This window comes from Peredibacter sp. HCB2-198, assembly GCF_045999315.1.
GTDB lineage: Bacteria > Bdellovibrionota > Bacteriovoracia > Bacteriovoracales > Bacteriovoracaceae > Peredibacter.
Window position 1 is genome coordinate 2,058,221 of sequence record NZ_CP174607.1, and the last position, 24,258, is coordinate 2,082,478.

Below are 24,258 nucleotides of genomic sequence, written 5' to 3' on the forward strand. Positions count from 1 at the left end.
TTATGAAATACCTTGAAGTTGTTGAGAAAGAAAAGGGTGTGAAAGAAGTTTGGTTAAACCGGCCGGAACTTCATAACGCTTTTAATGCTGAACTGATTGAAGAGATGATTGCGCTTTTTGAATCTTTCAAAGATGAGCGTTTGATTATTCTTTCAGGGAAAGGAAATAGCTTCTGCGCTGGTGCGGATCTTAATTGGATGAAGGCCATGAAAGATTACACCAAAGAAGAAAACTTTAAAGACTCAAAACGTCTGGCGAAAATGTTTTCAATCATCAATGAGTGTGATGTGCCAGTGATTGGAAGAATCAATGGTCATGCCCTTGGTGGTGGTGTTGGCCTTGTGAGTGTGTGTGATTATGTGATCGCCGCTGACACAGCTCTGATGGGATTCACGGAAGCAAGACTTGGTCTTATTCCAGCGGTTATCTCGCCTTATTGCATTTCAAAAATCGGGGAATCAAACGCCCGTGCATGGTTCTTGTCAGGTGAGAGATTCTCGGCAGAAGAAGCAAAACGTATGGGCCTAGTCCATGACGTGGTTCTTGGACCTGAGATTGATACCAAGGTCGAGGAAGTTAAGAAGAGATTCTTGGCGGCGGGACCGGTTGCGGCCAAGGAAGCAAAAAAACTTATCCGTGGTGTGATGAAAAATTTGAAGGCGAGTGAGGACTTCACTTGTCAGATGATCAGTGAACGCAGAATCAGTGCTGAAGGGCAGGAAGGCATGCGTGCACTTTTAGAAAAAGATAAACCAGCTTGGATGAAACAATGAAGATTAAAAAAATTCTGGTCGCGAACCGTGGGGAAATTGCTCTACGAGTTTTAAAGACCGCCAAAGAAATGGGAATTAAAGTTGTCACAGTTTACGCTGAAGACGATAAAAATCTCCCGCACGCTCTATATGCGGATGAGTCTTACTCATTAGGTACGGGTGCTCTGGCAGACACATATTTAAATAAAGCTAAGCTCATCGAGATCACAAAAAAGTCGGGAGCTGATGCCATTCACCCGGGATACGGATTCCTTTCTGAGAACGAAGAATTCGCTCGTATGGTGGAAGGCGCGGGGATCACATTTATTGGCCCAACTCCGGAATCTATTGTCCTGATGGGAGATAAGATTGGTTCGAAGAAAGCACTCGAGAAAATTAAAGTTCCTCTGACTCCGGGATATCACGGAGATGATCAGACGGACGAGAATCTTGCTAAAGAAGCGAAGAAAATTGGCTTCCCAGTTCTGATTAAGGCCTCTGCCGGTGGTGGTGGTAAAGGGATGAGAATTGTCCATGAAGAGTCGGAACTTTTGGAAGGCATTCGCGGAGCCAAGTCAGAAGGTCTAAAATCATTTGGTTCTGACAAAGTTCTGATTGAAAAATATGTGGTGAATCCTCGTCACATTGAAGTGCAATTGATGTCAGATACTCATGGCAATCATCTTCATTTCTTTGAGCGTGAGTGTTCGATTCAGCGTCGTTATCAAAAAGTGATCGAAGAAACTCCAGCTCCAAATATGAGTCAGGAACTTCGCTTGAAAGTTTGTGAAACAGCCGTGGAAATCGCTCGCGGGATTAACTACCGTGGTGCGGGTACGGTTGAGTTCATCATGGCCCAAGACGGATCATTCTACTTCATGGAGATGAACACTCGTCTTCAAGTAGAACACCCGGTGACAGAAATGGTGACGGGGCATGATCTCGTGAAATATCAAATTATGGTTGCTCAAGGGGACAAACTTCCTCTGAAGCAAGCGGACATTAAGCAGAAGGGCAGTTCAATTGAATGCCGTATCTATGCTGAAGATCCAGATAATAACTTCATGCCTTCAATTGGTAAGATTGAGCGCATCGGAATTCCAACTCTAAGAGATGTTCGTCTTGATTGCGGATTCTTGGATGGCACGGAAGTGGGTGTGAACTACGATCCGATGCTCGCGAAGCTCGTGGTATGGGGTGAAACTCGCGAAACTGCGATCTCTAAAACCATCCATAGTCTGGATGAAGTTCTTTTCCTAGGGGTCAAAACCAATCGTGATTATTTAAAGCGTCTCCTTGCTCACAAAGATTTTGTGGCAGGAAATACGCACACGCATTTTATCCCGGATCATAAAGCAGAACTTGAACCAACTCCGATGAATGATCTTGATCTCGCGAACATCATTGGTGCCATGAGCTTCAGTGGGAAAACCAAAGTGGCCACCGGTGGAGTGGTTGAATCGAACAAAACTCCATGGACCGAGCTAACTGGATTTAGGAATTAATTATGGAAAAAGTATTTAATATCAACGGTCAGGAAGTGAAGGTGCAGGACTTTAAACAGTCTGGTGATGGCGTGAGTTTCGTTCTTAATGGAAGAACTTACTATTACATGCTGATCACAAAAGATGGTCCCGAGCTCGTTCTGGATAACGGCGGACGTTTTAAGGCCGCAGTCGGAACTCCTAATCGCGAAGGCGAGCAAATGATCATCGCTAACGGGCGTGAAGCAAAAGCATTTGCGGCCGGTAAGAAGATGAAAAAATCTGGCGGAGCTGCTGGAGGACTTACCAGTCCAATGCCTGGAAAAATCTTTAAAGTGATTAAAGAAGCGGGCTCAGTTGTTAAAAAAGGTGAGCCAATCCTTATCCTTGAGGCCATGAAGATGGAGCACTCAATCCGTTCAGATAAAGACGGCACAGTTAAGAAAATCAATTATAAGGTCGGAGAACTGGTTCAAGGCGGAGTAACTCTTGCCGAGGTGGAATAATGATTAAAATCGTTGAAGTTGGTCCACGTGATGGACTTCAAAATGAAAAAAGCATTCTCTCAACCGAAGATAAGTTTAAGTTTATCTCGCTTCTTTGTGATGCGGGATTAAGGACCATTGAAGTCACGAGTTTTGTAAAAGCACCGGCGATTCCCCAAATGGCGGACGCGGTAGAGCTTTACACCAAAGTGAAAAATGAACTAGGTGATCGAGGTGTGGCGTTTCCGTGTCTTGTACCGAATATGAAAGGTTACGAGACGGCGAAAAATTTAGGAGTGAAAGAAATCGCTCTTTTCACCGCCACTTCAGATTCATTTACGAAGAAGAATATCAACGCCACTGTGGACGAGAGTTTTGAGCGCATGAAAGAAGTGGCAGATGCCGCCAAACGTGATGGCATTCTCGTTCGTGGTTATGTTTCGACCGCTTTTGGTTGCCCGTATGAGGGCACCATGGATGTGAAAAAACTTATTAGTGTCACGAAGCGCCTGTTTGAACTGGGTGTTTATGAAGTTTCAGTAGGGGACACCATTGGTGTGGCCACTCCGATGCAGGTAAGAAGTTATATTCGAGCGCTAAAATCAGAGTTCCCGATTGGAAAGATTGCCATGCACCTTCATGACACTCGTGGAATGGCACCGACTAATATCTTTGTATCACTAGAAGAAGGAATCACGACCTTTGATTCTTCGGCCGGAGGACTTGGAGGCTGTCCATACGCGAAGGGAGCAACTGGTAACGTTGCGACTGAAGACGTTTGGTATCTTCTGAACTCTCAAGGTCTTGAGACCGGCATTGATATTAAAAAATTATCTGAGGCCTCACAGTTTATTTTAAGTAGGGCCAATCGTCAGACGGAATCAAAATTCCTAAGAGCATATTTGAACACAGGAAAGGTATGAGTTTTTATCTAAGGCCATTCGAAGATCTTTTAGTTGAGAAAAAGAAACACACCCTCTGGATCACATTAAATCGTCCAGAAGCGAGTAATGCTTATTCAACTGGTATGGTGAAGGCCCTGGTTGAAGTTCTTCGTTTTGCTGACATTGATAATGAAATTCGTGCCATTGTGATCACAGGTGCCGGGAAAAATTTCTGTGCCGGTGGTGACGTTAAAGCGATGAAAGGAAAGAGTGGAATGTTCGCGGGAGAGTCCAACGAACTTCGTGAAGCTTATCAGGCAGGAATTCAACAGATTCCTGCGACGATTGTGAATTTAAAAACTCCATTGATCGCCATGGTAAATGGTGCTGCTGTAGGGGCAGGGTGTGATCTCGCGGCCATGTGTGATATGCGAATTGCTTCAGAAGAAGCAACTTTCGCCGAGACCTTCGCAAAAGTTGGTCTTGTTCCAGGGGACGGAGGCGCGTTTTTCCTAACTCGCTTGATCGGTTTTGGGAAGGCGATGGAAATGTTTCTTACGTGTAAGATGATTTCAGCAATTGAAGCGAAGAACATTGGCCTCGTAAATCAAGTGGTCCTACCACAAGATCTAAAAAATAAGACAGAAGAACTCGCCGATCACTTGGCAAAACTTCCTCCAATTGCTCTGCAAATGACTAAAAAAGCAGTGATTCATGCTTATCAACATGATCTCAATTCACATCTCGAGTTGATGGCCGCTTATCAAGGAATCACTCAGCGCTCATCGGACCACTTCAAAGCACTGGATGGAATGATCGAGAAGAAGACTCCAACCTTCGATCATAACTGAAAATATTTTTTGACAAGTCAGCGCGTAACCTAAAGAATTAAGACATATGAAAAATTTGTCTTCCCTATTTCTATTAGTAATGGTTGCAAGCTGTACTACCATTCACTTCCGTTCAAAAAATACGATCCCTGTTTCATTCGAAGGTAATCCAAAACATCAGAAAGAAGTTTCAATTACTGGTAAGAGAGATTTCTATTTCTGGGGTGTTGAACCAGAAGAGCACGAAGTATTCATCGACGAAGAAGTTAGAAAAGCAGGGTACGATGGAATGTCGAAACTCATTATCTACGAACAAAAAAATCCACAAGACATTCTGATCTCTTTCTTAACTCTTGGTCTTTATCTTCCAAGAGGTTTCACGATCACAGGATATACTTCAGGTCAGATGCTTCCAGAAGATCTGGACATGGACACTGTAGCACCAACTAAAAAATAACAGATTTGACCGTCAGGAAGGGGTTGTCTTCCAAGGATGGATAACATTAGGCCAGGGATGGCCTTTTTTTATTTCTGCGGATTCCTCATAAAGGCAATTTCGACGTCAGTTTCGTCGTTCGGACTTGCGACTTACATTTGAGTAAGTCTCAGTCCTCGCTCCTTACTTCCTTGAACTTGCACTTTCTGAGAAATCCTCGCGAGCTTTGAAGAAGTGATTATTTTTGAAGAGCGCGGGCGCGGCGGTTCCAAAGTGGGCGCGTGATACAAGCAAACCACAGAAAGAAGCCGAGAAAACAAGCAATCAGAGTAGAGATCGCATTGGTGGCGTCGAAAGCATTATTGGCGACAGCAAGACCGGTGAACATAAGGAAGGCGAGTCCACCAAAACAGGCAGTCATCATCAGGACGATTTTCATGGTGATGAACTCTTTTGGTTCAGGACGAAGAAACGAGAATGGCCACCAGACAAAATCTTTGTCAGTTACCCAGTTATGAAAATCTGCAAGTAGGTCTATTAGTTTCATTCTTTTAAACTGTCCATTAAGCTGCCGAAGAAGTTCTTTTTAAAGTCCTTCACTTCTTCTTCAGACATGTCCCCGAAATTTGTTCGGTCGAGTTCTTTATAAAGATGAGGGAGTTCGATCACGAAACGTGATTTAAAACGCGGAATCATCTTGCCGTAGATCTTTCTTTCCTTGGCATAAGTCATCCACAGTTTTTTACGAGCGCGAGTCACACCCACGTAACAAAGGCGGCGTTCTTCATCAATATCAGTATTGTCCTGAATGGTTTTCTTGTGCGGAAGTAGTTCTTCTTCCATACCAATCAGAAAAACAAAATCATACTCTAGACCCTTAGATGCATGGAGAGTCATGAGAGTCACTTCATTCTTCTTAAATCCTTCACCAGGGGCCTGAGTGTCCTGAGAATCAGCAAGAAGGAGTCTTTCTACAAAGTTTTTAAGAGTCGCTTCTTCTCCATAACGATCCTGGAAACGATCGGCCGCAAGCATGAAGTTTTTCACGTCATCCTTTTTACGGGCCGCAAGTTTTGCCTGATCATAGCTCTTATCAATGAAGTCGTAGTAATTGAGTTCTTCAACCAGATCAGTAATCGCCGCTAGAAGCGGTTTCTCATGGAAGACTCGCTGATATTTCTTAATGATCTCAACGAACGACTTGATCCCTTCATGTTCTTGCTCATCACAAAGAACCTGATAAAGATGGCGTTTTTGTTCCGCCGCGAGAGTTAGATTCTTATTCAGAGTTACTGAACCAATGCCGCGGTTAGGGACGTTTAAAATTCGGCGAAGAGCAAGTTCGTCGCGGGAGTTCTGAATAAGAGTAAGATAGGCAATGATGTCCTTGATCTCTTTCTTCTCATAGAACTTCTGGCCACCAATGATGTTGTAGGGAACTTGCGAAATACGCAGCTGATCCTCGAGAGGTGGTACTTGGGTATTTGAGCGATAAAGAATCGCGATATCTGAAAGCATCACACTGTTCGACTGAAGCTTAATAATTTCTTCTGTCACAATCGCGGCCTCATGATCAGAATCACCTGCGGCCCAGAGTTGTGGAAGAGGTCCTTCCATCTGAGTGGTACGCATGGTCTTCTCTTTACGGCCCTTTGATTCCTTAATCACGTTGTTAGCAAGATCCAGAATCGGGAAAACTGAGCGATAGTTCTGCTCGAGTTTAATTACTTTGGTATTTGAATATTGTTTTTCAAAATTCAGGATGTTCGAAATATCGGCCCCACGGAAACCATAGATCGCCTGATCGTCATCTCCCACCACGCAAATGTTTTGGTGAGTAGAGGTCAAGGCCTGAATGAGTGAGAACTGAAGGCTGTTGGTATCTTGATACTCATCAATCATGATGTATTTAAAGCGCTCAGAATATTTCTTCGCCACTTCAGGGAAGTTCTTAAAGAGCTTCACCACCATAAAGAGAATATCATCGAAATCGAGGGCATTATAAAACTGAAGCTTCTCTTGATAGAAGTGATAAACGTATTCAGTGGCGCCATCATAGTTATTTTCAGGATCGTAGTACTTACTTTTTGGAAATTCTTCCGCCGAAATACCCTGGTTCTTTAAAAGACCAATCTTCGACATGATAATGCCGCGATCATAGTTCTTGTTAGAGCGGTAGTTCTTCAGACCTTCTCGCACGATACTCATCTGATCGGCCTGATCATAAATCGTGAAAAGGTTGTTGTAGCCCAAATGGTGAATGTCTTCGCGAAGGATGCGAATCCCTAAAGAGTGGAAGGTCGAAAGAGTGATGCCTTTACGGGTACGTGAGTCGACCAGGTGGGACACACGTTCTTTCATCTCGGCCGCGGCCTTATTCGTGAAGCTGACTGCTAGAATTTGCTTTCCCGGAATTCGGAGATTCTGAAGCATGTGGGCAATACGGTACGTCACGGTACGAGTTTTCCCCGAGCCGGCACCGGCAAGGATCAATACCGGACCTTCAACTGTCTCGGCAGCTTCGCGTTGTTCTGGGTTCAAACCATCTAGTGAAATCATCAGTGCCTCAGAATAAAAAAGGGGGGTAAAACTGTCAAAATCAAAAGACAAAAAAGACCTTACTTTGTACTATAAATTTCGTCTGTAAATGAGTTTATTTGAGGTTTTATGAAGTATTTGATTACATCCGCTCTTCCTTATGCCAATGGGCCTATTCACTTCGGGCACATTGCCGGTGTTTACCTCCCGGCCGACATTTTCACCCGTCACAAAAAACTAAAAGGTGTTAAGGCCATTCATATCTCTGGTTCTGATGAGCACGGTGTTGCGATCATGCAAAACGCTCAAAAAGCAAAGAAAAGCTACCAGGAATACGTGAATGAGTGGCACAAAACTCATAAAGACCTGTTTGATAAATATGAGATCCAGTTTGATTTCTTCGGACAGACTTCCGCTCCTTATCACAAAGAAGAAACTCTAAAGTGGTTTAATGATCTTCTAGGAAAAGGACTGATTGAAAAGAAAGCTGAAGAGCAACTTCAGTGTCAATCATGTAAGAACATGCTTCCTGACCGTTTTGTGGAAGGTGAGTGTTATGTTTGTCACTATCCTGAAGCTCGTGGAGATGAATGTCCGAACTGTGGAACTTGGATTGACCCTTTAAAACTTTTAAAACCAGTATGTAAATTTTGTGGATCGAACGATGTGAAGGCCGTGGATTCGTTCCAGTGGTACCTCATGCTTTCAAAAGTATATCCAGAGTGGCAGAAGTGGTTTGAAACTAGAAAGCCAGTTTGGAGAAAAAACATCGTTCCTTACGTTGAGTCTCTGACAAAAGAAAACCTGGTTGATCGTGCGATCACTCGTGACCTTGATTGGGGGATTGATGTTCCTCTACCTGAGGCCAAAGGTAAAAAAATCTACGTATGGTTTGATGCTCCGATTGGTTACGTCTCAAACACTGCCGAATTCTTAAAACAATCTGGATCAAAAGAAGATCACATCAAAGACTGGTGGGGTTCGAAAGACACCACGATCGTGAACTTCATTGGAAAAGATAATATCATTTTCCACTCGATCATTTTCCCAGTGATGTGTATAGGAACTGGATTCGTGAATCCGGTAACTGATCTACCTGCTAATCAGTATGTGAATCTTGAAGGAAAGCAGTTCTCGAAGTCGAAAGGCTGGTATGTGGATGCTGACGAGGCCGTGACTCAGTTCGGGTCAGATGCTCTACGTTTCTATCTAACTTCGTTAATTCCTGAGACGGCGGACTCTAGTTTCACATGGAAGAGCATGGAGCTTAAGATAAATTCTGAGCTGGCCAACAACATTGGTAACTTCATTAACCGTGCGATGAAATTTTCGGTTTCAAAATTCCCTGAAGGAATTGCGGCCTCTAAGTTTGATGCTTTCTTTAATGATCATGTAAAAGATGTAGAAAGTTTCATTAAGGAATACCATGAGCTTCTTGATTCATATCAAATCAAGAAGGGCCAAGAGCACATTATGGCCCTTGGTTCGAAGGTAAACCAATTCATCACAGAAAGAGCTCCGTGGACAGAATTTAAGACCGATCCGGAGAAGGCAAAAGAAACCATCGCCATCTCTTCTGCTTACGTTCTTGTCATCGGTACTTTCTTTGCCCCATATCTGCCTCAGTTATCGAAAGCAATCCTTTCATACTTTGGTCTTACGTCCGAAAGTGAGTTGGTGAAGAAGATCTATCAAGGTGATGTGAAGGCCATGAAAGATTTCTTCTCGAATGATTTTAAACTTCAAGTAGAACCACAAGGACTTGTTCCAAAAATTGACCCTAAAGTAATTGAAGAGCTGGATCTCAAATTAAAAGAGAAGGCCTCAAGTTTAAACCCATAAGGAGAATTTATGTTTAAAGTAATGACTCTCGCTGCTCTTATGATCTCTGGCGCTGCTATGGCCGATGTTGAACTACGTGGTCTTGTTCCAAGACCTATGACAACTTGTTCGATCAAAGGTAACGAAGTTACTAAAGTGATCACTTTCGGTAAGGATAAAATTGTTAAATCTACTGAAAAGTATCAGATTACGTTTGAAGGCGTTGAAGCTGCTGCTCGTACGGCCGCTAAATTCGCTTCGAATGCAGCTCCTGCCAGTGAAGTTGAAAACTTCCACATGATCCTTGATGGTAAGAGAATTGAGCTAGACACTGATGAATCAGTTGAGGCCCTTGCTCTTGTTCAAATGATCGTTAAAGCTTGTCGTTATTAATTTAAGCGAAGCCCCCGTGACTTGAAGTCTCTTCGTAATCTGGTTCAAACAGATTGCCTTCAGTCACGGGAGCTTCTTTTGCTCTTGAAAAATACTTTCTTTCAAATTTATTCATGAGTCTGCCGGTGAGACCTGGCATGATTAAATGTCCAAATCTTCCGATGAAATCTGAACTTCCCAAATGAATAGAGTCACGAGGTCGCTGCACTAATTTCACCATGGCGCTTGCGACGGCTTCTGGATCAACCAGAGGAGGAGCGGGTCTGGCCTCTTTACCTAAATAATTGGCCGCGTGTCTGATCCCTGGAGAATCTACAAAAGAAGCATAGACGTCACACACATGAATGTTTTTGTGATCTTTTAATTCATAACGTAGAGCCTCCGATAATCCGCGGAGACCAAATTTACTCGCGCTATAGGAAACGCTAAAAGGGGCACCGATAAAGGCGCCAGTGGAATTGGTATTGATGATGATTCCCTTCCCACGCTTTTTAAAATAGTGAACGACAAAGTAAGAGCCATACATGGGTCCCAATAGATTAGTTCGAATGACTTGCTCTTGGGCCTCAAGAGGTGTGTGATCAAATTCACCAATGGCCCCGACGCCGGCATTATTGATCCAAACATCAATGTCCCCATAAAAGGCGAGGGCCTTTTCAAAGAGATTTTGAACGGAGCTTCTTTCAGTTACATCTACCTCAATGGCGACGGCATTCCCGCCTAGAGATTCACATTCGCTGGCGAGTTCCTGAAGGAGAGTTTCACTACGTGAAGCAAGAATTAGATTTGCGCCGAGCTTGGCGAAGGCCAGAGCGGTTGCTTTTCCAATCCCACTGGATGCACCTGTGATCACAATAGTTGAATTGTCCAATCTATAAGTCTTCACGGGATCCTCCTTGATAAGAGGAGGGTAGTGGGCTTGTGAAGGAGAGAAAACTTACTTTAATCTCAAAGTTTAATAAGCGATTTGATTAATCATTATGATAACGAGAGTCGACTTTAATTCCAAAGTTTTGACGTGGGTTGGCCGGATCAAAAACCGGGCGGTCCCAGTTCTTGAGAATTTTACCTGTTTGTGCATCTACTAAGACACGAAAGGTCGTCTCTTCATTTTTTTGGTTTTTCAGAGTGACGATGACGGACTCAACATTCAGGGCCACGCCATCTTGGGCCCAGATGAATGAATCCACTTTTTGGATGGCAATATCTTTGATGGCCTGTCCACCTTGGGCCTTAAGGGCCACTTCTAGATTTTCTTGCCACTCTGGAGACACAGCATTGGCCACCTTGAGTTTTTTGATCTCTTCCTCTTCCTTGCCAGGGCTGAGACCCACGACCTTTTTACCGTCAATTTGAAAGGTCTTTCCTGGAGGTGTTGAAGAAGGGGGCGTTGCCGATGTTTTTTTAGCAGTTGAAGGGGCGGGAGGCGCCACCGGCGTCTCTTTTTTCCAGAGATAAAGAACACCGCCGGCCACTACCACAAGAATAATAAAATAGGGCCAGCGCTTAATCATTTACGTCAAAATCAAAGTTGATGACCTGGAACGGTTTACTTCCGTTAAGCTCAGAATCAATGAAGTCATCGTTCGAGTTTGAACCGTCAGTATAGCAGTCAGTACAGTTATTGAAGCGGGCACGCATACGACAACGGAATTTGGTCCCGGGTGGAATCCATTTATTAACTTCCATAATCATCAGGTTACCGGCATTGAATGTTTTATTCGACGATTCTTTAACCACTGATTCATAGTAGGTCTTTTGAGCGTCAATTTTAGAGTAGAAACCATGGTTCGCTCCAGGCAGGAATCTCACCAGACACTCATGCGGATTAAAAGTGAAGTCCGTGTCTGTTGTTCCTGTGCTGTTATAACCAAGACAGTCTTTATCCAGGAGAGAAAGGCCATTTTTCTTTCTAAATTCGTTCTGCGAGACCCAGCGAGTACTTTCACCTTCTTCAAGTTGTACTAAGCAAACCGGAGCGGCGGCGCTGGTAGGGAACTTGCCGGTCGTTGTGTTTTTCACGAGACGTTTATACTCAGTATCGGTTGTCGTACAAGTTCTACCGGCCTCGGCACCTTGATCAACAGTTGTCACTGAATCCACCACACATGGTTTGAAATTTCCGGTTGTATCATCAGTGATATCAACGTGGTCCCAATCAGAGGCAAGAAGCTGAACTCCCGCCATGGTACTGTTGGAATTGTTTTGAAGATTTGGAATGATCGCAACAACTTCACCGGGAGAAACTCGGATGTTGTTATTGTTATATTCAATGTTGGCGACACTGGTTGATAACGGAACAGTGAAACCTTTAAAGAGAAGGTCAGTTAAAAGATTCTGCATGTCTGTACGGTTATCAATGATATAAAAGCCAACTCGATCCTGATTGGCATCGGTTTTCTCTGCTAATTGAAGAAGCTGTTTAGAGACGAGGACTGATTTACGGCGGTTATTCTCAGAGACCTGAGTAAGACCTTGAACCGGGATAAAGCTCACCACATCGTTATAGTCGATAGCACGGTTCTTGGTGGAGTTACCGTTGTTATTGTAGGTCTTGAAGAGAAGAAGACCATAATCATCTAAAAGTTTTTCAGAGTCATTTTTATCAAATGAAGGACAGATATTGCCAGTGATGTATTTATAGATGTTCTTGGCGAAGATCTGGAAGAATCGGCGATAGGTCGCCTGATTGTTCACATGTGACCAAATATAAGAGTTATTAAAATCCAGATTATTGAAGAACACGCTGTTGTTACTATAAGGGCCCCAGAAATCATCAATACCTTTGGCATTGAGGTCACCGATTTCACTCAGTGTCTCCGCCAAAAGAAGAAGAACATAAGAGGTCGCCTTATCATGACCGCCGTCTGCTTCAGATGCGATATTACATTCGTTCTTAAAAGATTTAGTCAAGGCCACCAGGTAATGGCTTACGATTTGGCCCGCATAGTGAACATCTTCATGGGGATCATCAGGATAGTTTGGATCGTAAAGAAGGTACTGTGGATAAGATAATCGACCCTCAGAAGATTCCTCGACCCCTGTGATGTGCATAGAATCACTTTCGGAGATGGGACGAGATTGATTAAGACCTTTACCAAGTGCCCATTCACCAAAATGAGTTCGTTTATTCATCACGAAGCTGTAATAGTCGGCAATCCCTTCATTAAGTGAGCCGCCTTCGTCATATCCATAGCCGCCAAGATTTGAGCGGAGAGGGTGTTTTTGATTGCTAGTTCCGTTTCGGATATTCATCATGATGGAAACGAGAGCGTGGGCCAATTCGTGATAAATAACAGAAGGGTCTTGAACAAAATAGAAATTAGAACGAACTGAACTTCCGCCGAAGCAGAGAGTAGGACCTGCTGGGCTGAAAGAAGCGTTATCATCCAGTTCACATTGAGAATAAGAAGTCAGAAAGTCGTTCTTAAACTGTTTACTGTCTGTGTTTGAAACCGCTTTAAACCAGAACATATCGGAGTCTTTTAAATACTGAGGAATTGATTTTGGAATTCCCGCTGAAAGACTGTGGATAGTGTTATAGGCAAAGCTCAATTTATCAAAGAAGGTCTTGGTTCCCAGGTTGATATGGTAGAGAGCATTCACTTGATAGAATTCAGGAGAGCCTGGGCTAAAGATATAAGTGCGATCTGGATTTCGCGGTAATGCTTGAGTCTGAGTTGAATTACTTAAAGAACGAACACAGTTCAAAACACTGTCAGAATAATTTCCGTAAAATAGAAATTGAATCGTACAGTTACTCGTGAGAGTTGAATTCGTCGTAATCAGTTCAGCTTTACGATCAATAAAACGGCCCATTTCCGGATTGTCCGGGCCATAGTTATTACCTGCGAGAATAGTAGGGCTGTCTCTATAAATGAGGGCCTTACCATCTAAAGTTCCATCATTTTGAATGATATTACTTCTTTGATTTGCCCCAGTAATTTCAGTTGGATTACATGCGTTTAGAACTACCAGAAATGGTAATAGAATAAGTTTGAAAGGTTTTATCATCCGCTGACGTACCGCTCTCATATATACCTTATCGGTTGAGACGTTCAAATCTCAACCGATCAATAAAGTCAATTACTGCTTAGCTGCTCTTGATTTTTCAAGCTCCTGGCGGAACACATCCAGTCCTTTTTGGAATACGTTACCGCGATCGGAGTTATCTCCGGCCGTACAAAAGCTTGGGGCCGAAGAAGTAACAGTCACTGTGCCCGATGCACCACCAAGAGGGTATTTCGATGTATAACGGGCCGAGATCTGCTCTACTAGTTGTTTACAGTCTGGTGTTCCTGTTGTGGTGTTAGTTCCGTTTGAAACAGTACTTGTCACACAGAACGGGCTGTTCTTTCTTTCTTCAAGTGTACCTTTAAGTAAAAGCTGACAGTCGGCGTCCTCGAATTTTCCATCTTTAACACCAAGTTTTGTACACATGGTTTGTGTGTCTACTGAGAGAGTAGACGACGTGTCAGATTCATTGTTAAATCCGTCACAAATCTCTCTGAATTCAGCGATGGCCTGTCCATCCGAGTATGAAGTCGTTCCTGAACGGTTGGCCGCTTTCATTGCAGAATCAAAAAGATCAGTCAGTTCACCTTTACAAGCACCTTGAGCATTTGATTGTGCTGTTTGATACTTCTTACAGAAGCGAGGGAGCTTTTCACCAAGTTCGCTTTGAAGTTTTTGGTTCTCAGCATTTTGCTGATTACGTTGCTGCTCAGAGGCCTTCACATATTCAGAGTAGTTACGGTCACACTTGTCTGCGAATTTCTCAGCAGAAGAGGCGACCTCTCTATAGTTCTTCTCAGTTTGCTTAATGTGTTCGGCCAGTAGACCGTTGTTCTTGCCTAGGCCACCACCAACAATTTGGTTTTGCTGGTCTTCTACACTTTTCTTAAGAGCTGTGATGTTCTTTTTGAACATCTCCACGTACTTGTCAGGATCTTCCAGGAGGAGTCTGCCATCCGGAGAACCACTGGTTGCTTCGGTGAAAAGATTTAGGTATCTGCTGCCTTCCGGTACTTCACGCTCAATGCCCGATGGAGAAGAGAAACCGGCACCGAACATACCGCGAAGGATCTCGCCATCTTTCATATATCTTGCGAGGGCCGAATCAAAGATTTTAACAATGTCTTTTTTGTTCTTCTCAACCAGGGCCTTATAGTTATTCACTCGGGCCGTTTTTTGGGCCTTGATTTCAGATACGTATTTTTCGGCCTGCTGAGTACAAGCTTGCATGTTCTTTGAACAAGAAAGGGCGGCATTGGCACAGAAACCAGGAGCAGTCGTATTGAAACGCTCCGAAGTACATGAACCAATGGCAGAGCTATTGGCGTCTTCAGGGCTTTCACATTCAATGAGTTTCTTCTTGATTGAGGCCTTCATTTCTGAGGCGTGGCTTTTCGCAAGGTTCTTGTAACTAGAGTGTAGGGCTCGAAGTTTTTGAATCGCCTCAGCACCAGAAAGCTGGTTATCAAGTTTGTTTACTTTAAATTGGGCCTCACAGTTACGAATGATATCTGAGAAGAAAACGCTCGGAGATTTTCTTGTACTTGCGTCCACGATACGTTTAACGATGTTACCGTTCGCGTCTGTCTCCTGAACTTCGTAAGAGTTGTCCATTTTAACGTAGTAACGGTTACCTTGAGATGATTCAAGGGCCTTAAGTTCTGACAACTTCTTCTCTGGACTTGTTTTATCGTTCTCCATGATGGTCTTGATTTTGTCTTTCAAGAAGTTCGATGCATTTTTATTGGCGAAATTTGATGAAGTTGGGTCGTAGATCTTCTCAAGCAATGAGTCCAACGAAGAGTTGCCTGAAAGATTGCTTTTCAGACACCCATTCTTTAGTTGGTTTTCAATGGTTGAAACTTCGCTATCGAAGTTTGTGGTCGTAAGGTTTCTTACGATGCTTAGCGCTCTTGCTGGATTGGCACCACCGGCGCTTAGTTCACTGGCAATTGTATTAAAGTCGTTTTGTAGTTTCTGAGATTTCTCAGTAAAACTTGTCTGAACATCTGAGAAAAGATCAGAAGTTAGAAGGTTATTGGCACCATTCGTAGAACTTACTGAACCCGAAAGACTTCTTAGAAATCCAGTATACCCTTTTTCGTCGGCCAGTTCAGAAAAACGAAGTTCTGATTGTTTGGCCACTTTATCAGCAAGGTTATTCAGATCTTCCACAACAGCAGAGTGAGAGTTTGAATAAGACTCACCTGAATATTTTGATCCAGGAGGTTTCTCTGACATGCTAGTTTTTAGTTGTTGATTAATGGCATTCAGACCTTTACCGCGACCGATTTGGTTGAATGTGTCTTTTGCAAACATAGATGTACAAGCAGGATTCTCGAAACGTTTACCGAAGTCGAACAGGTCCGGCTTTTTACTTTTTACTTTGTTGGCAAGTTCAGAGTCGCCGCCTTCAAGGACAGCAACTGATTCTTCAATGGCATCAAGATCCGAACGAGAGGCCTCACGAAATTGGTTTTGCATGGCCTCAAGGTTTGTGGTCAGTTTATCCAGTTCATCCAAACGATATTTAAAAAAACCGTTGAGGATGTTCATGGCATTTTTCATACATCCCACACCAAACAACTGGCCCGCTGAGTTTGAGTCAGCAGAGTAGTTGCGGTACATCTTATTAATTTGAAAGTATTGGTTGGCGTAGGCCTGCATTTCGGAAAGCTGTGCTGCCGGTGCAACTCCACGGTCGGTCGTTACACCAAGTGTACATACTTCGTTTTTGGCCTCGTGAAGAGTTGTTGGTAAGGTCTTACATTCAAGCATGGCAGGGTTGATGTTGTTCATTGCCAAGTATTCAGTCATTCCTGGCATGGCACCGAGTCTTTGCATGCTGAAGTATTTATCTGGCTGAGGAGTCTGTTGCTCCTGAAGCTTTTGCATATCGAAAGCGGCCTGGCCACTAAGACCAGTAGAACCTCCAGATCTGATTTGATTAACTGTGCTCCAGATTTGTCCTGCCGCTTGAATTGAAGTGGCGAAGGCCTCGCTGGTGCCAAGAATGACATCAGATGCGCTGGTTTTCTTTTCTTCTGCTGCAATTCCCATTACAGGTGACACCACCATTTGAAGGCTGAGTGAGACAGCAAGAAGAGGGGCCAGTTTTCGTTGCTTCATATAGTTCCCTTTAAATAAATCTGTATCTTCTTGTTTTTTCGGCACTTTCGTTTAAAAAACTTAGTACCTTAAATAACTTACAGAACTACTCTTCCAATATTGTAAGTGGATACAGTTTAGGGACCTAGGAAAAGCCCTAAGGGCGCTAATTTCTTGGCAAGATCGGCAAAAAAAGTGAAACTAAACTAGTGTAATTTCATAGGTTTTAGGCGGGAAGGAGTCCAGTGCTAGGGAAGCTATTTAGACGAAAATCGGTGCCAACGAATAATGGCGAATTAGACCATGCTGGGGCCCCACGTTTACGTTATAAAAAGGTCTTTGAACTCCAGTTATCCAATATGGAGGACTCGCCGGTCTATGATCTCACTCATCAGCTTTCTATTGGAAGTGAGATTGGAAATATCGTTATTGCGGACCCCTCCATTTCTCCTCGTCACGCCACCTTTATTCTTCAGCAGGAAGTGATCTCGGTTATTGATCACGGAAGTGTTAATGGAACTTTGGTCAATGGAACGAAGATCCCAACTGGGAAATACATCATTCTGGAAGAGAGTGATGTTCTTCAAATCGGTGACCTAGAAGTCAAAATTATTGCGAAGAATGTCGCGGAAGAAATTCAGGAACCAGAAGAAGTAGCCGTTGAAGAAACGCCGGATGTTCCAGAAGAAATCGATAAGAAAAAATTCAATGTAAAAAAGCAGGTCAAGCTCATCAGTATTGAGGCCCCTAACTATGCGACCAACAGCTTAGTTCGCTTAGTGGCGGTGATCTGTGACTTTCTATTGGCCTACTCAATCCTGGTCATTCTTCATCCCTTTGATGAGGTAAGAAACTTTTTAGATTTTATTCCTACATTTGTTCTCTCAATCGTAGAAGCCGATTGGCAGGGAATGTGGGAGGCCTTCATTGTAGATTATGAATTTGTTGGTGCTATGGCGGAAGATGCCTACACCTTCTTTTCAAACACTCTTAATCCAGGTCCTTTGGTCGTCATGTTTATGCTGGTCCGCCTGGTCAGTACACTGATCTTTGGCGTTTCCATTTCTGAACTTCTCTTAGGTGTGGGCTCTAAAGGAAATATTATTTGGAAGAGAATTGGAGGAGGGATTCGTGTTCTCATCGGCATGATCACCGGCCCTTTTTTGATTTTTGATCTTCCAGCGGTGATTTCACGACGTACCTTAAAAGAGTTTCTAACATTCACCCATACATTTCTTATTTCTAAACTATGGGCCATCTTGGGTTCCCTTGTTCTTCTTCCATTACTGGTTGCCATGGCCTTAGTGTCGCCGTTGTTTCAAGGTCTAGAGCTACCACGTGCCATTGCGATCAATGAAAAAGTGGATCAGAGAATGAAGGTGAGGAACCGGCCGGAGAGTGCCGCCACGGTCGTTGTGGCCGAAGACGCCAGTAAGTATTTAGACCTGGCCCTGACATATAATGCCGATGAGCTGGCCGTGATTCCGCATTTTAAATTTCATGGAGTGAGAAATAAGATCACTCTTAAAAATGGACTTCAGTTTTATCAGAAAGATCAACAAGCGACAGTGGGATTTGAGGTCTTCAAGAATTTTGATTTAAGAGAGCTTTTGGGAATCGGCATGAAGGGGAACATTTTCCTTTATGATAAATTTCCTCAAATCTATAACTTCGTTTACTCTGCGGAAAACAGTAATCCTGCCTTTAAGACCAAAGAAAATCAGGTCACTCAGCTTGCCTTCGCCAACGAAATGATTGAGTTCATTAAAATGTCGTTTGCTCTGGATGCTGAGAATGCTTTGGAGAAAATGCAGACGGAGACCTTCTTTATCAAAGGACTGATTGATTTTAAGGCCTCTTTCTTGTCTCTGATCGAATATAAGGATTTTGATAAAATTGGCTTTATTAAAATTGGAAACACAATCTTCATGAAAATCAGCTTCATGAAACAAAGGCCTTTTGATCTTCTTGTGCCACTCATGAAAGGTGAGGGACGAATCTTTAAGGTGAATTTTGAGAAGAAAGAAAATCTCGATGCTGTGGCCACGAAATTTTATAAATACAATCTTGAAAAATCTAACTGGAACCCAGAGATCAAGCGTAGTGAATCAGAGATCATGACGGCCCTGCAGGTTCTGGATCTTTTCTCAACACCAAAGCTCAAGGACATTCAACCAGAGAAGGCCCAGGCCCTTTATGGTTATTATTTTGAGGCCTCTTCATCGGTTCTGTCTCATGGAGATCCAGTATTGGTTGAAGTCTGGAAACGAAATGTTGGATCACTGGTGCAGCTATTAGAGGCCCTGCCTGGAGCAAGTACGAGTGAAAGCATCCAAAAGCTTCTTCAGAACTTTAAAGACCTTCTGGACGCTCTTGAGACCAAGAACATGGAGTATTTTGGAAATTCTCAGACAACGAGTGTGTGATTATTCGCCGAATCCTTCAGGCACACAGTAAACGTGATTGTTCCAACGAACACCGGCATCGAAGACAGATCCAATTGAACCGGTATCGCTGTTGTTATCAACTTCGTCGCTACGATAGTTGAAACGACGAGTAGTATTGAGAGAGTCGGCCGGTTTATAAGTTCCATCAGTCAGTGGGATAGAAAGCTGGCTGATCGCCACCCCAGTCATCACTTTACCTGAACAGCAAAGATTTTTTTGAGCAGCAATGAGTTTCACCTGGCCCGGATCTTTAATGTACCCAGTGGCCGGATCGTAGGCCGACTCAGAAAGACCGCGGCCCTCAGAAGAAACATAGCGGTTTAGATAGACCGTTAGGTTCGTGAAGTCCGGTAAGCAACAACGACGGATATTGTTGTTATTGGCCATAAATCCGGTACAACACTGGCTTGCCACGGTTGTATCAGGAACTTCTTGGCCAGAAGGGAGACAGCAGTTAAATTCATTCTCTGAGAAAACTTTCTTAAATTTTCCAGCACCGATTGCGAACTTACTGTAGCTCATACCTGAGTAGTATTTGTTTCCTGAAGAGTCCGTAAAATCTTCACCCACTGCACCTACCGGTGACATCACAGGCTGATTATTTGAATCTTTTAGTGGTAGGAATGAAGCAGCGTTGTTGTTCTGATTATCGTCTACGAGTTGGAAGATCTGGTCGTTAGACTTGATCGCCACTTGCGGAATTCCCAGTAGTTCCAGAGAGCCGGCCCAAGTTAAGTATTTATCTTCCTCAGTAGGAGTCAGACTTTTAATTTCACAAGAAGCATTGGCGTATTGGTTTGTGTCACATTCAAAAGGAGCATCATTCACAGGTGGTTGAATTGAAGTTTCATCGTCCTGAGACCAGCTGATGTGCTTGAACATGGCCTTATCAATGTTTTGCATTTTAGTTTTGGCAAACGCGTGGCCACCACCGTTTTCTGTGGCAAAACTTCTTACCCAGTGCTGAGTACAACATGTGCGAGAGTTAACTGCGTCCAGAGTTTTGTACTGGCCAAGAATTTGGCGCATTCTTTCGATTGAATCATTATTAAGTGAGGCAATTGAAAGGGCGAATGCTTTAGTTGATGAAATCTCATCTGCGTTACAAGTCATTTTATCATAGCCTGTATGCACTCGTGAGTAACGAGAAGGTGTCGCAATGTTCATGTTCACACTGGCGACTTTCACCTGCTTGGTCGAAACATCACACCACTGATAGGCAGAGGTCTGTGTTTGAGTGAACACGGAAATTGTTTTGCCTAATTCACGACAACAAAAGTTTTTCTTTGGATCAAAGTTAGGGTTCTTAAGCCCTGCAGAGACCGTTTTAAAGTCAGGGTTACCGCAAACCAGTTCTTCTTCCCAGAACTTTTCTTCAGCACTATTAATATAAGACGACAGGTCCGCAGATTTTGCTTTTGAGGCGATGAAGTTTGATGGAGCACACTCCATATCAGAGAAACATGAGGCACCCGGGGCACGAAGACAAGCGTTTTTCTGATAACCTACGTTTGTGATTTGGGATCCGCTGGTCGAACTATAGATGTTTAAGTTCTTTAAAGGAACCATATCGAGTAGGTTAGAAGACATGTTCTGAGCAATGGTAAACATGTTCAGAGTCGTATCTCCCATTGGAAGATCGTAGATCTGCATTGAATTTCCGGCGGCATCTGTTGCAGGACAGGCATTTAAGTATTTGTTACTCATGTAGCCCGACATGGTTGGGCCGGTTCCAAATAATTTATCGGAGGTCTCTGTTCTCACACTTGGACTTAGTCGGTTTAAATCGAAGGTCCGTACCGAGTTATTCAGGTCTTTACCTGGAATACAAACGGCATTCACCAGATTGGTTGTAAGGGCCGATTTCGCAGAAGAAGGAGCGGCCGCTGTTCCATAATAATCAAATGGACGACCTAGAATGCGAGCGCCTTGGCCCACAAGATCAGATTTGGTAGCAGAAACTGCGGCCGTGTTCTGGGCCGTAGGTGTGTTGGCGAAGCGAGCGATTCGATCGTTAAACTTAGAAACTGAAGTTGGCGCACATGAATTGTTCGGAGAACAAGTCAGCGTTCCAATCAGAGGAGAGCCGTTGAACGTGGTGGAATTTGCTTGATCAAGGTTATTTAAACAAGGAGCACCTCGGCCACGGTAAATACAACGCTTGGCCTGGCCATTACTTCCGCCGACGATAGATACAAGTGTTCTTGAAGCTGAACCAATGACTTCAGATCCTGTAGCATCAAACTGAGGCCAGTTCGTTGAGAGACCTGCCACGTTCTGGCAGGTGTAATCGTAACCAAGCTGTCTGAAGCAATCATTATCATTTGAACAGTAGTGGGACTTCTGACATTGGGCCCCGTCAGTTTCAGTGTCGTGGTCTGGAATTTCAGAAGAATAAATCGAAGTCTCAGAAACGGTGACGCTGAAATTGTTATCAATACTCACGTCACCGTAATAAGCGTTTACCGCAAGGAAAAGCTTACTGGTGGTCGCTTTAATACGGCGTTGGTTACCGATTGAGAACCAGGTCACTCCATCAAAGGAACCAATAATGGAACCATAGTCAAAGCCGAACCAATCGCGGTTATATCCGTTGGCAAATAGGAAATGCTGAGCGGCCAAACGGGCGCGACGCTGATCACGTGGAGTAGAAGATTGAACGTGGGTCCATGGAATCATTGTGGCCGGAACAAAACAAGCACGACCAAAGAGAAGATCATCTGAGCGGTAGAGACTTGCATTTGATTCACGACGAGATTCGTAGATGTCTGGTGTATAACCGCCACCCTGACCCGCGAAGTTCTGAGGGAAAATCTTTTGAAGAGAGTTGTAGTAGTCAGAGCCACAAGTTAAACAAGTTGAGAACGCACCTGAGTTCACCAGAATGTCGTACTGCTTGTCTTTCTTCACTTTAACGAGTTTTGCCGGTCTAGCGACATAGGTACCAGACTTCGCAAACGAACCATAGATTTCATTAAAGCCCGTATATTGAGAAGCGTTTGTCGGTTTTAAGACATCATTGTTGGTATAAGCAAAGGCCGTTAGCTCTTGAGTGGGAGCAGTAGCGTAGTCTTCATCGTAATTCACGCCGTTTTGATCGTAATAGCGATGAGGAACGTTTTTATTTGAGACGTAGACGGTCTGATTGGCCGGTGGTTCATTTGTTTCTGAAGTAGGGTAAGTACATTCGTAGTTAACAATGGCACCCGAAGTGTCGGCCACTGGCTTCAAGTTACATTTAGTCGAGGCGGCACAGCTACACATGCTGTTAACTTGTGATTGAGCGGCGGTTCTAAGTTTGATCAGATCAGCCGCTCCGGATGTCACAAAATAAGTGATCTCTACCGTTTGGTTCTGATAAAGAGGGTATGAACTATTAAAGACAATGCGATTAGGAGACTGGGCCTTGGTCCATGTTGAAGAGTCTTCAGGAACGACCACTCCGCTTACTTTTAGAATCACATTGGAGGTAGAAGAAACATCCGCATAAGAAGGCAATAGGAATGTTTTAGAGCTATCGTGCCAAGTTGATGAGTAGATATCTGAAGAGGCCTGAACATAGGTCTTGGTACATTTGGCCAGAGTTGTTCCTACTTTTTCACAAGAGCCATCGACTTTATAAGTAAGATAAAGGTTTCCGTCCTGAGCATTTGTCGCGAGAGATGCCGTCACGTTCACAACCTGAGAAGAGGTCAGGTTGTCATTGGCCGAACCACTAACAAAGGTCGCGCCCGTCAAAGCGGTTTTATTAAGTTCATAGAGGGTCTGGCTACCGTAAATGATTTTAACAATGTTATTGGCGTAATCGCCGGTGAGATTAGGGTTAAGAGAAGTAAAGTTGATGTCATCATTGTAACCACTGGCACCAGCTGAGAAATTCCCTGGGATTGTGGCGGCAGCATTTGTGTATTTGAGAGTACAGTAAGAGAACTCACCATCAACTTTATTAATACAATTATAAAGCTGATTAAGTTCCATGATTCGAATGGCGGCCTCATAATCTGGGTTTGTTCCACCACCACCTGTCGTTCCAGTGGTACTGCCTTCAGGTCTCTTTTCACAAACGAAGTAGTATTGTGGGTAAACCACAAAACGATTTGGATTCGAACGAACATCTTCTTGGGCCGCTGCGAAGCCTGGCATATCAACAGCACCTGGTCTTACGGCCCCATCTTTTACACAGGCCCCTTGTAAGCAACAGTCATAGCCTCTTCCCGTACAGGCAGAAGATTCTGAACAGGTATTGCCGGCACCTCCGGAAGAGCTACCAGAAAGTGTCAGTACAAGAGAACTTACATTGAGAGTAGGAACTTCTTCACCGTTAACGAAATAAAGTTTAAGTCCTGAACTTGTGACTGCGCTACTACAGTTAGCACACACTTGAGTCAGGCTAAAATGAACCGAAGGATTCGAAGCATCCGCATACAGAACGTTGGTTAGGTTATAGCTTAAGCAATCGTTCTGGTTGGCAGCATCATTGGCCGGCTCCACTTGAAGGTAGAACTCAGTGGTTTTGGCCGCAAGATCTGTATATGATTTTGGTTTGGCGGTTAAAATCAGGAACTGATCACTGCCAGAAAGATAAGTGTATTTCCCCACCAAACAAAACTTCGTTGTGTTAGGAAGTGTTCGTAGATAAACCGAAAGATTTTGTCCACGCACAAGAAATGAGTCACTGAAGTTCACTGGGAGTGTCACATTCGTATTCGAACGAACGGATCCTTCCTGAATAAAAATTCCCGAAAGAGGGAATGTAGGTTCAGAATAAGTCGGAGTAGGGGTCGTTCCGGGATCAGTGGTGCTACCAGTTTTAACCGCCGGAGGAGTTGCTGTCGGAAGACATGAATATAGAGAGAACAGCGCCATTAAAATAAGCGCATGTACTGCTGTATAAATTGTCTTTTGTTGATTCGAGTGCAACATCCGTGTTTTCCTCTTGGGTTAACTATCGGATTTTTTGATAAAAATTTTTAAAGATCTTTATCGTCCTGGAATTATTTTAAGCCCCTTAAGAGGGGCATCCGAATGCTTATTGTAAGTCATTGAAATAACCTGAATAGCTGGAA

The 24,258-nt window shown here is 43.6% G+C and carries 16 protein-coding genes; 9 read left to right on the forward strand and 7 right to left on the reverse strand.

All coding sequences use genetic code 11. The annotated features are described in order from the left end of the window. The first annotated feature begins 2 nt into the window (after positions 1-2). Genes ACJVC5_RS10190 through ACJVC5_RS10215 form a run of 6 tightly spaced genes read left to right on the forward strand, consistent with a single transcriptional unit; the run spans position 3 to position 4,892 of the window. Entirely contained in the window at positions 3-773 is a 771-nt protein-coding gene (locus ACJVC5_RS10190; RefSeq protein WP_408095400.1) for an enoyl-CoA hydratase-related protein, read from the forward strand. Continuing rightward, positions 770-2,257 (forward strand): acetyl-CoA carboxylase biotin carboxylase subunit, encoded by a 1,488-nt coding sequence (locus tag ACJVC5_RS10195; RefSeq protein ID WP_408095401.1) that lies wholly within the window; start codon positions 770-772, stop codon positions 2,255-2,257. Before ACJVC5_RS10190 ends, ACJVC5_RS10195 begins: the two co-directional genes overlap by 4 nt. A 2-nt stretch (positions 2,258-2,259) precedes the next feature. Beyond that, positions 2,260-2,742: an acetyl-CoA carboxylase biotin carboxyl carrier protein subunit gene (locus tag ACJVC5_RS10200; RefSeq protein WP_408095402.1), complete on the forward strand. Its 483-nt coding sequence runs from the start codon at positions 2,260-2,262 to the stop codon at positions 2,740-2,742. Continuing rightward, the gene (locus ACJVC5_RS10205) at positions 2,742-3,644 is read left to right on the forward strand and encodes a hydroxymethylglutaryl-CoA lyase (protein ID WP_408095403.1); all 903 of its coding nucleotides are present in this window, start codon (positions 2,742-2,744) and stop codon (positions 3,642-3,644) included. The genes ACJVC5_RS10200 and ACJVC5_RS10205 overlap by 1 nt, the downstream gene beginning before the upstream one ends. After that, entirely contained in the window at positions 3,641-4,456 is an 816-nt protein-coding gene (locus ACJVC5_RS10210) for an enoyl-CoA hydratase-related protein (protein WP_408095404.1), read from the forward strand. Before ACJVC5_RS10205 ends, ACJVC5_RS10210 begins: the two co-directional genes overlap by 4 nt. A 46-nt stretch (positions 4,457-4,502) precedes the next feature. Then, complete coding sequence (locus ACJVC5_RS10215; protein WP_408095405.1) at positions 4,503-4,892, forward strand: hypothetical protein; 390 nt, start codon at positions 4,503-4,505, stop codon at positions 4,890-4,892. A gap of 217 nt (positions 4,893-5,109) precedes the next feature. Here ACJVC5_RS10215 and ACJVC5_RS10220 read toward each other — a convergent pair whose 3' ends face one another. Both ACJVC5_RS10220 and ACJVC5_RS10225 read right to left on the reverse strand, forming a co-directional pair. Continuing rightward, positions 5,110-5,418 (reverse strand): hypothetical protein, encoded by a 309-nt coding sequence (locus ACJVC5_RS10220; RefSeq protein WP_408095406.1) that lies wholly within the window; start codon positions 5,416-5,418, stop codon positions 5,110-5,112. Beyond that, complete coding sequence (locus ACJVC5_RS10225; protein WP_408095407.1) at positions 5,415-7,430, reverse strand: ATP-dependent helicase; 2,016 nt, start codon at positions 7,428-7,430, stop codon at positions 5,415-5,417. Before ACJVC5_RS10225 ends, ACJVC5_RS10220 begins: the two co-directional genes overlap by 4 nt. Before the next feature lie 108 nt (positions 7,431-7,538). On the opposite strand from ACJVC5_RS10225, the gene metG reads away from it, so the two are divergent. Then, positions 7,539-9,251, forward strand: a complete 1,713-nt coding sequence (gene metG, locus ACJVC5_RS10230; protein WP_408095408.1) for a methionine--tRNA ligase — start codon at positions 7,539-7,541, stop codon at positions 9,249-9,251. A gap of 9 nt (positions 9,252-9,260) precedes the next feature. Next, the gene (locus ACJVC5_RS10235; protein WP_408095409.1) at positions 9,261-9,623 is read left to right on the forward strand and encodes a hypothetical protein; all 363 of its coding nucleotides are present in this window, start codon (positions 9,261-9,263) and stop codon (positions 9,621-9,623) included. A 1-nt stretch (position 9,624) separates the two neighbouring features. On the opposite strand, the gene ACJVC5_RS10240 is transcribed toward ACJVC5_RS10235, so the two are convergent. From ACJVC5_RS10240 to ACJVC5_RS10255, 4 genes are all read right to left on the reverse strand, one after another. Next, positions 9,625-10,509: an SDR family oxidoreductase gene (locus ACJVC5_RS10240; protein WP_408095410.1), complete on the reverse strand. Its 885-nt coding sequence runs from the start codon at positions 10,507-10,509 to the stop codon at positions 9,625-9,627. 85 nt (positions 10,510-10,594) lie between these two features. Beyond that, positions 10,595-11,137, reverse strand: coding sequence for a hypothetical protein (locus ACJVC5_RS10245; RefSeq protein ID WP_408095411.1), 543 nt, complete (start codon positions 11,135-11,137; stop codon positions 10,595-10,597). Continuing rightward, complete coding sequence (locus tag ACJVC5_RS10250; protein ID WP_408095412.1) at positions 11,130-13,658, reverse strand: hypothetical protein; 2,529 nt, start codon at positions 13,656-13,658, stop codon at positions 11,130-11,132. The genes ACJVC5_RS10245 and ACJVC5_RS10250 overlap by 8 nt, the downstream gene beginning before the upstream one ends. 51 nt (positions 13,659-13,709) lie before the next feature. Next, positions 13,710-16,766 carry a hypothetical protein gene (locus ACJVC5_RS10255; protein WP_408095413.1) on the reverse strand — a complete coding sequence of 1,019 codons (3,057 nt, stop codon included), beginning with the start codon at positions 16,764-16,766 and terminating at the stop codon, positions 13,710-13,712. Positions 16,767-16,990: 224 nt separating this feature from the next. On the opposite strand from ACJVC5_RS10255, the gene ACJVC5_RS10260 reads away from it, so the two are divergent. Next, entirely contained in the window at positions 16,991-19,171 is a 2,181-nt protein-coding gene (locus tag ACJVC5_RS10260; protein ID WP_408095414.1) for an FHA domain-containing protein, read from the forward strand. Here the strand turns inward: ACJVC5_RS10260 and ACJVC5_RS10265 are convergent, their stop codons facing one another. Beyond that, a complete protein-coding gene (locus tag ACJVC5_RS10265) occupies positions 19,172-24,115 on the reverse strand; it encodes a hypothetical protein (protein WP_408095415.1) in 4,944 nt (1,647 codons plus the stop codon). Positions 24,116-24,258: the final 143 nt, after the last annotated feature.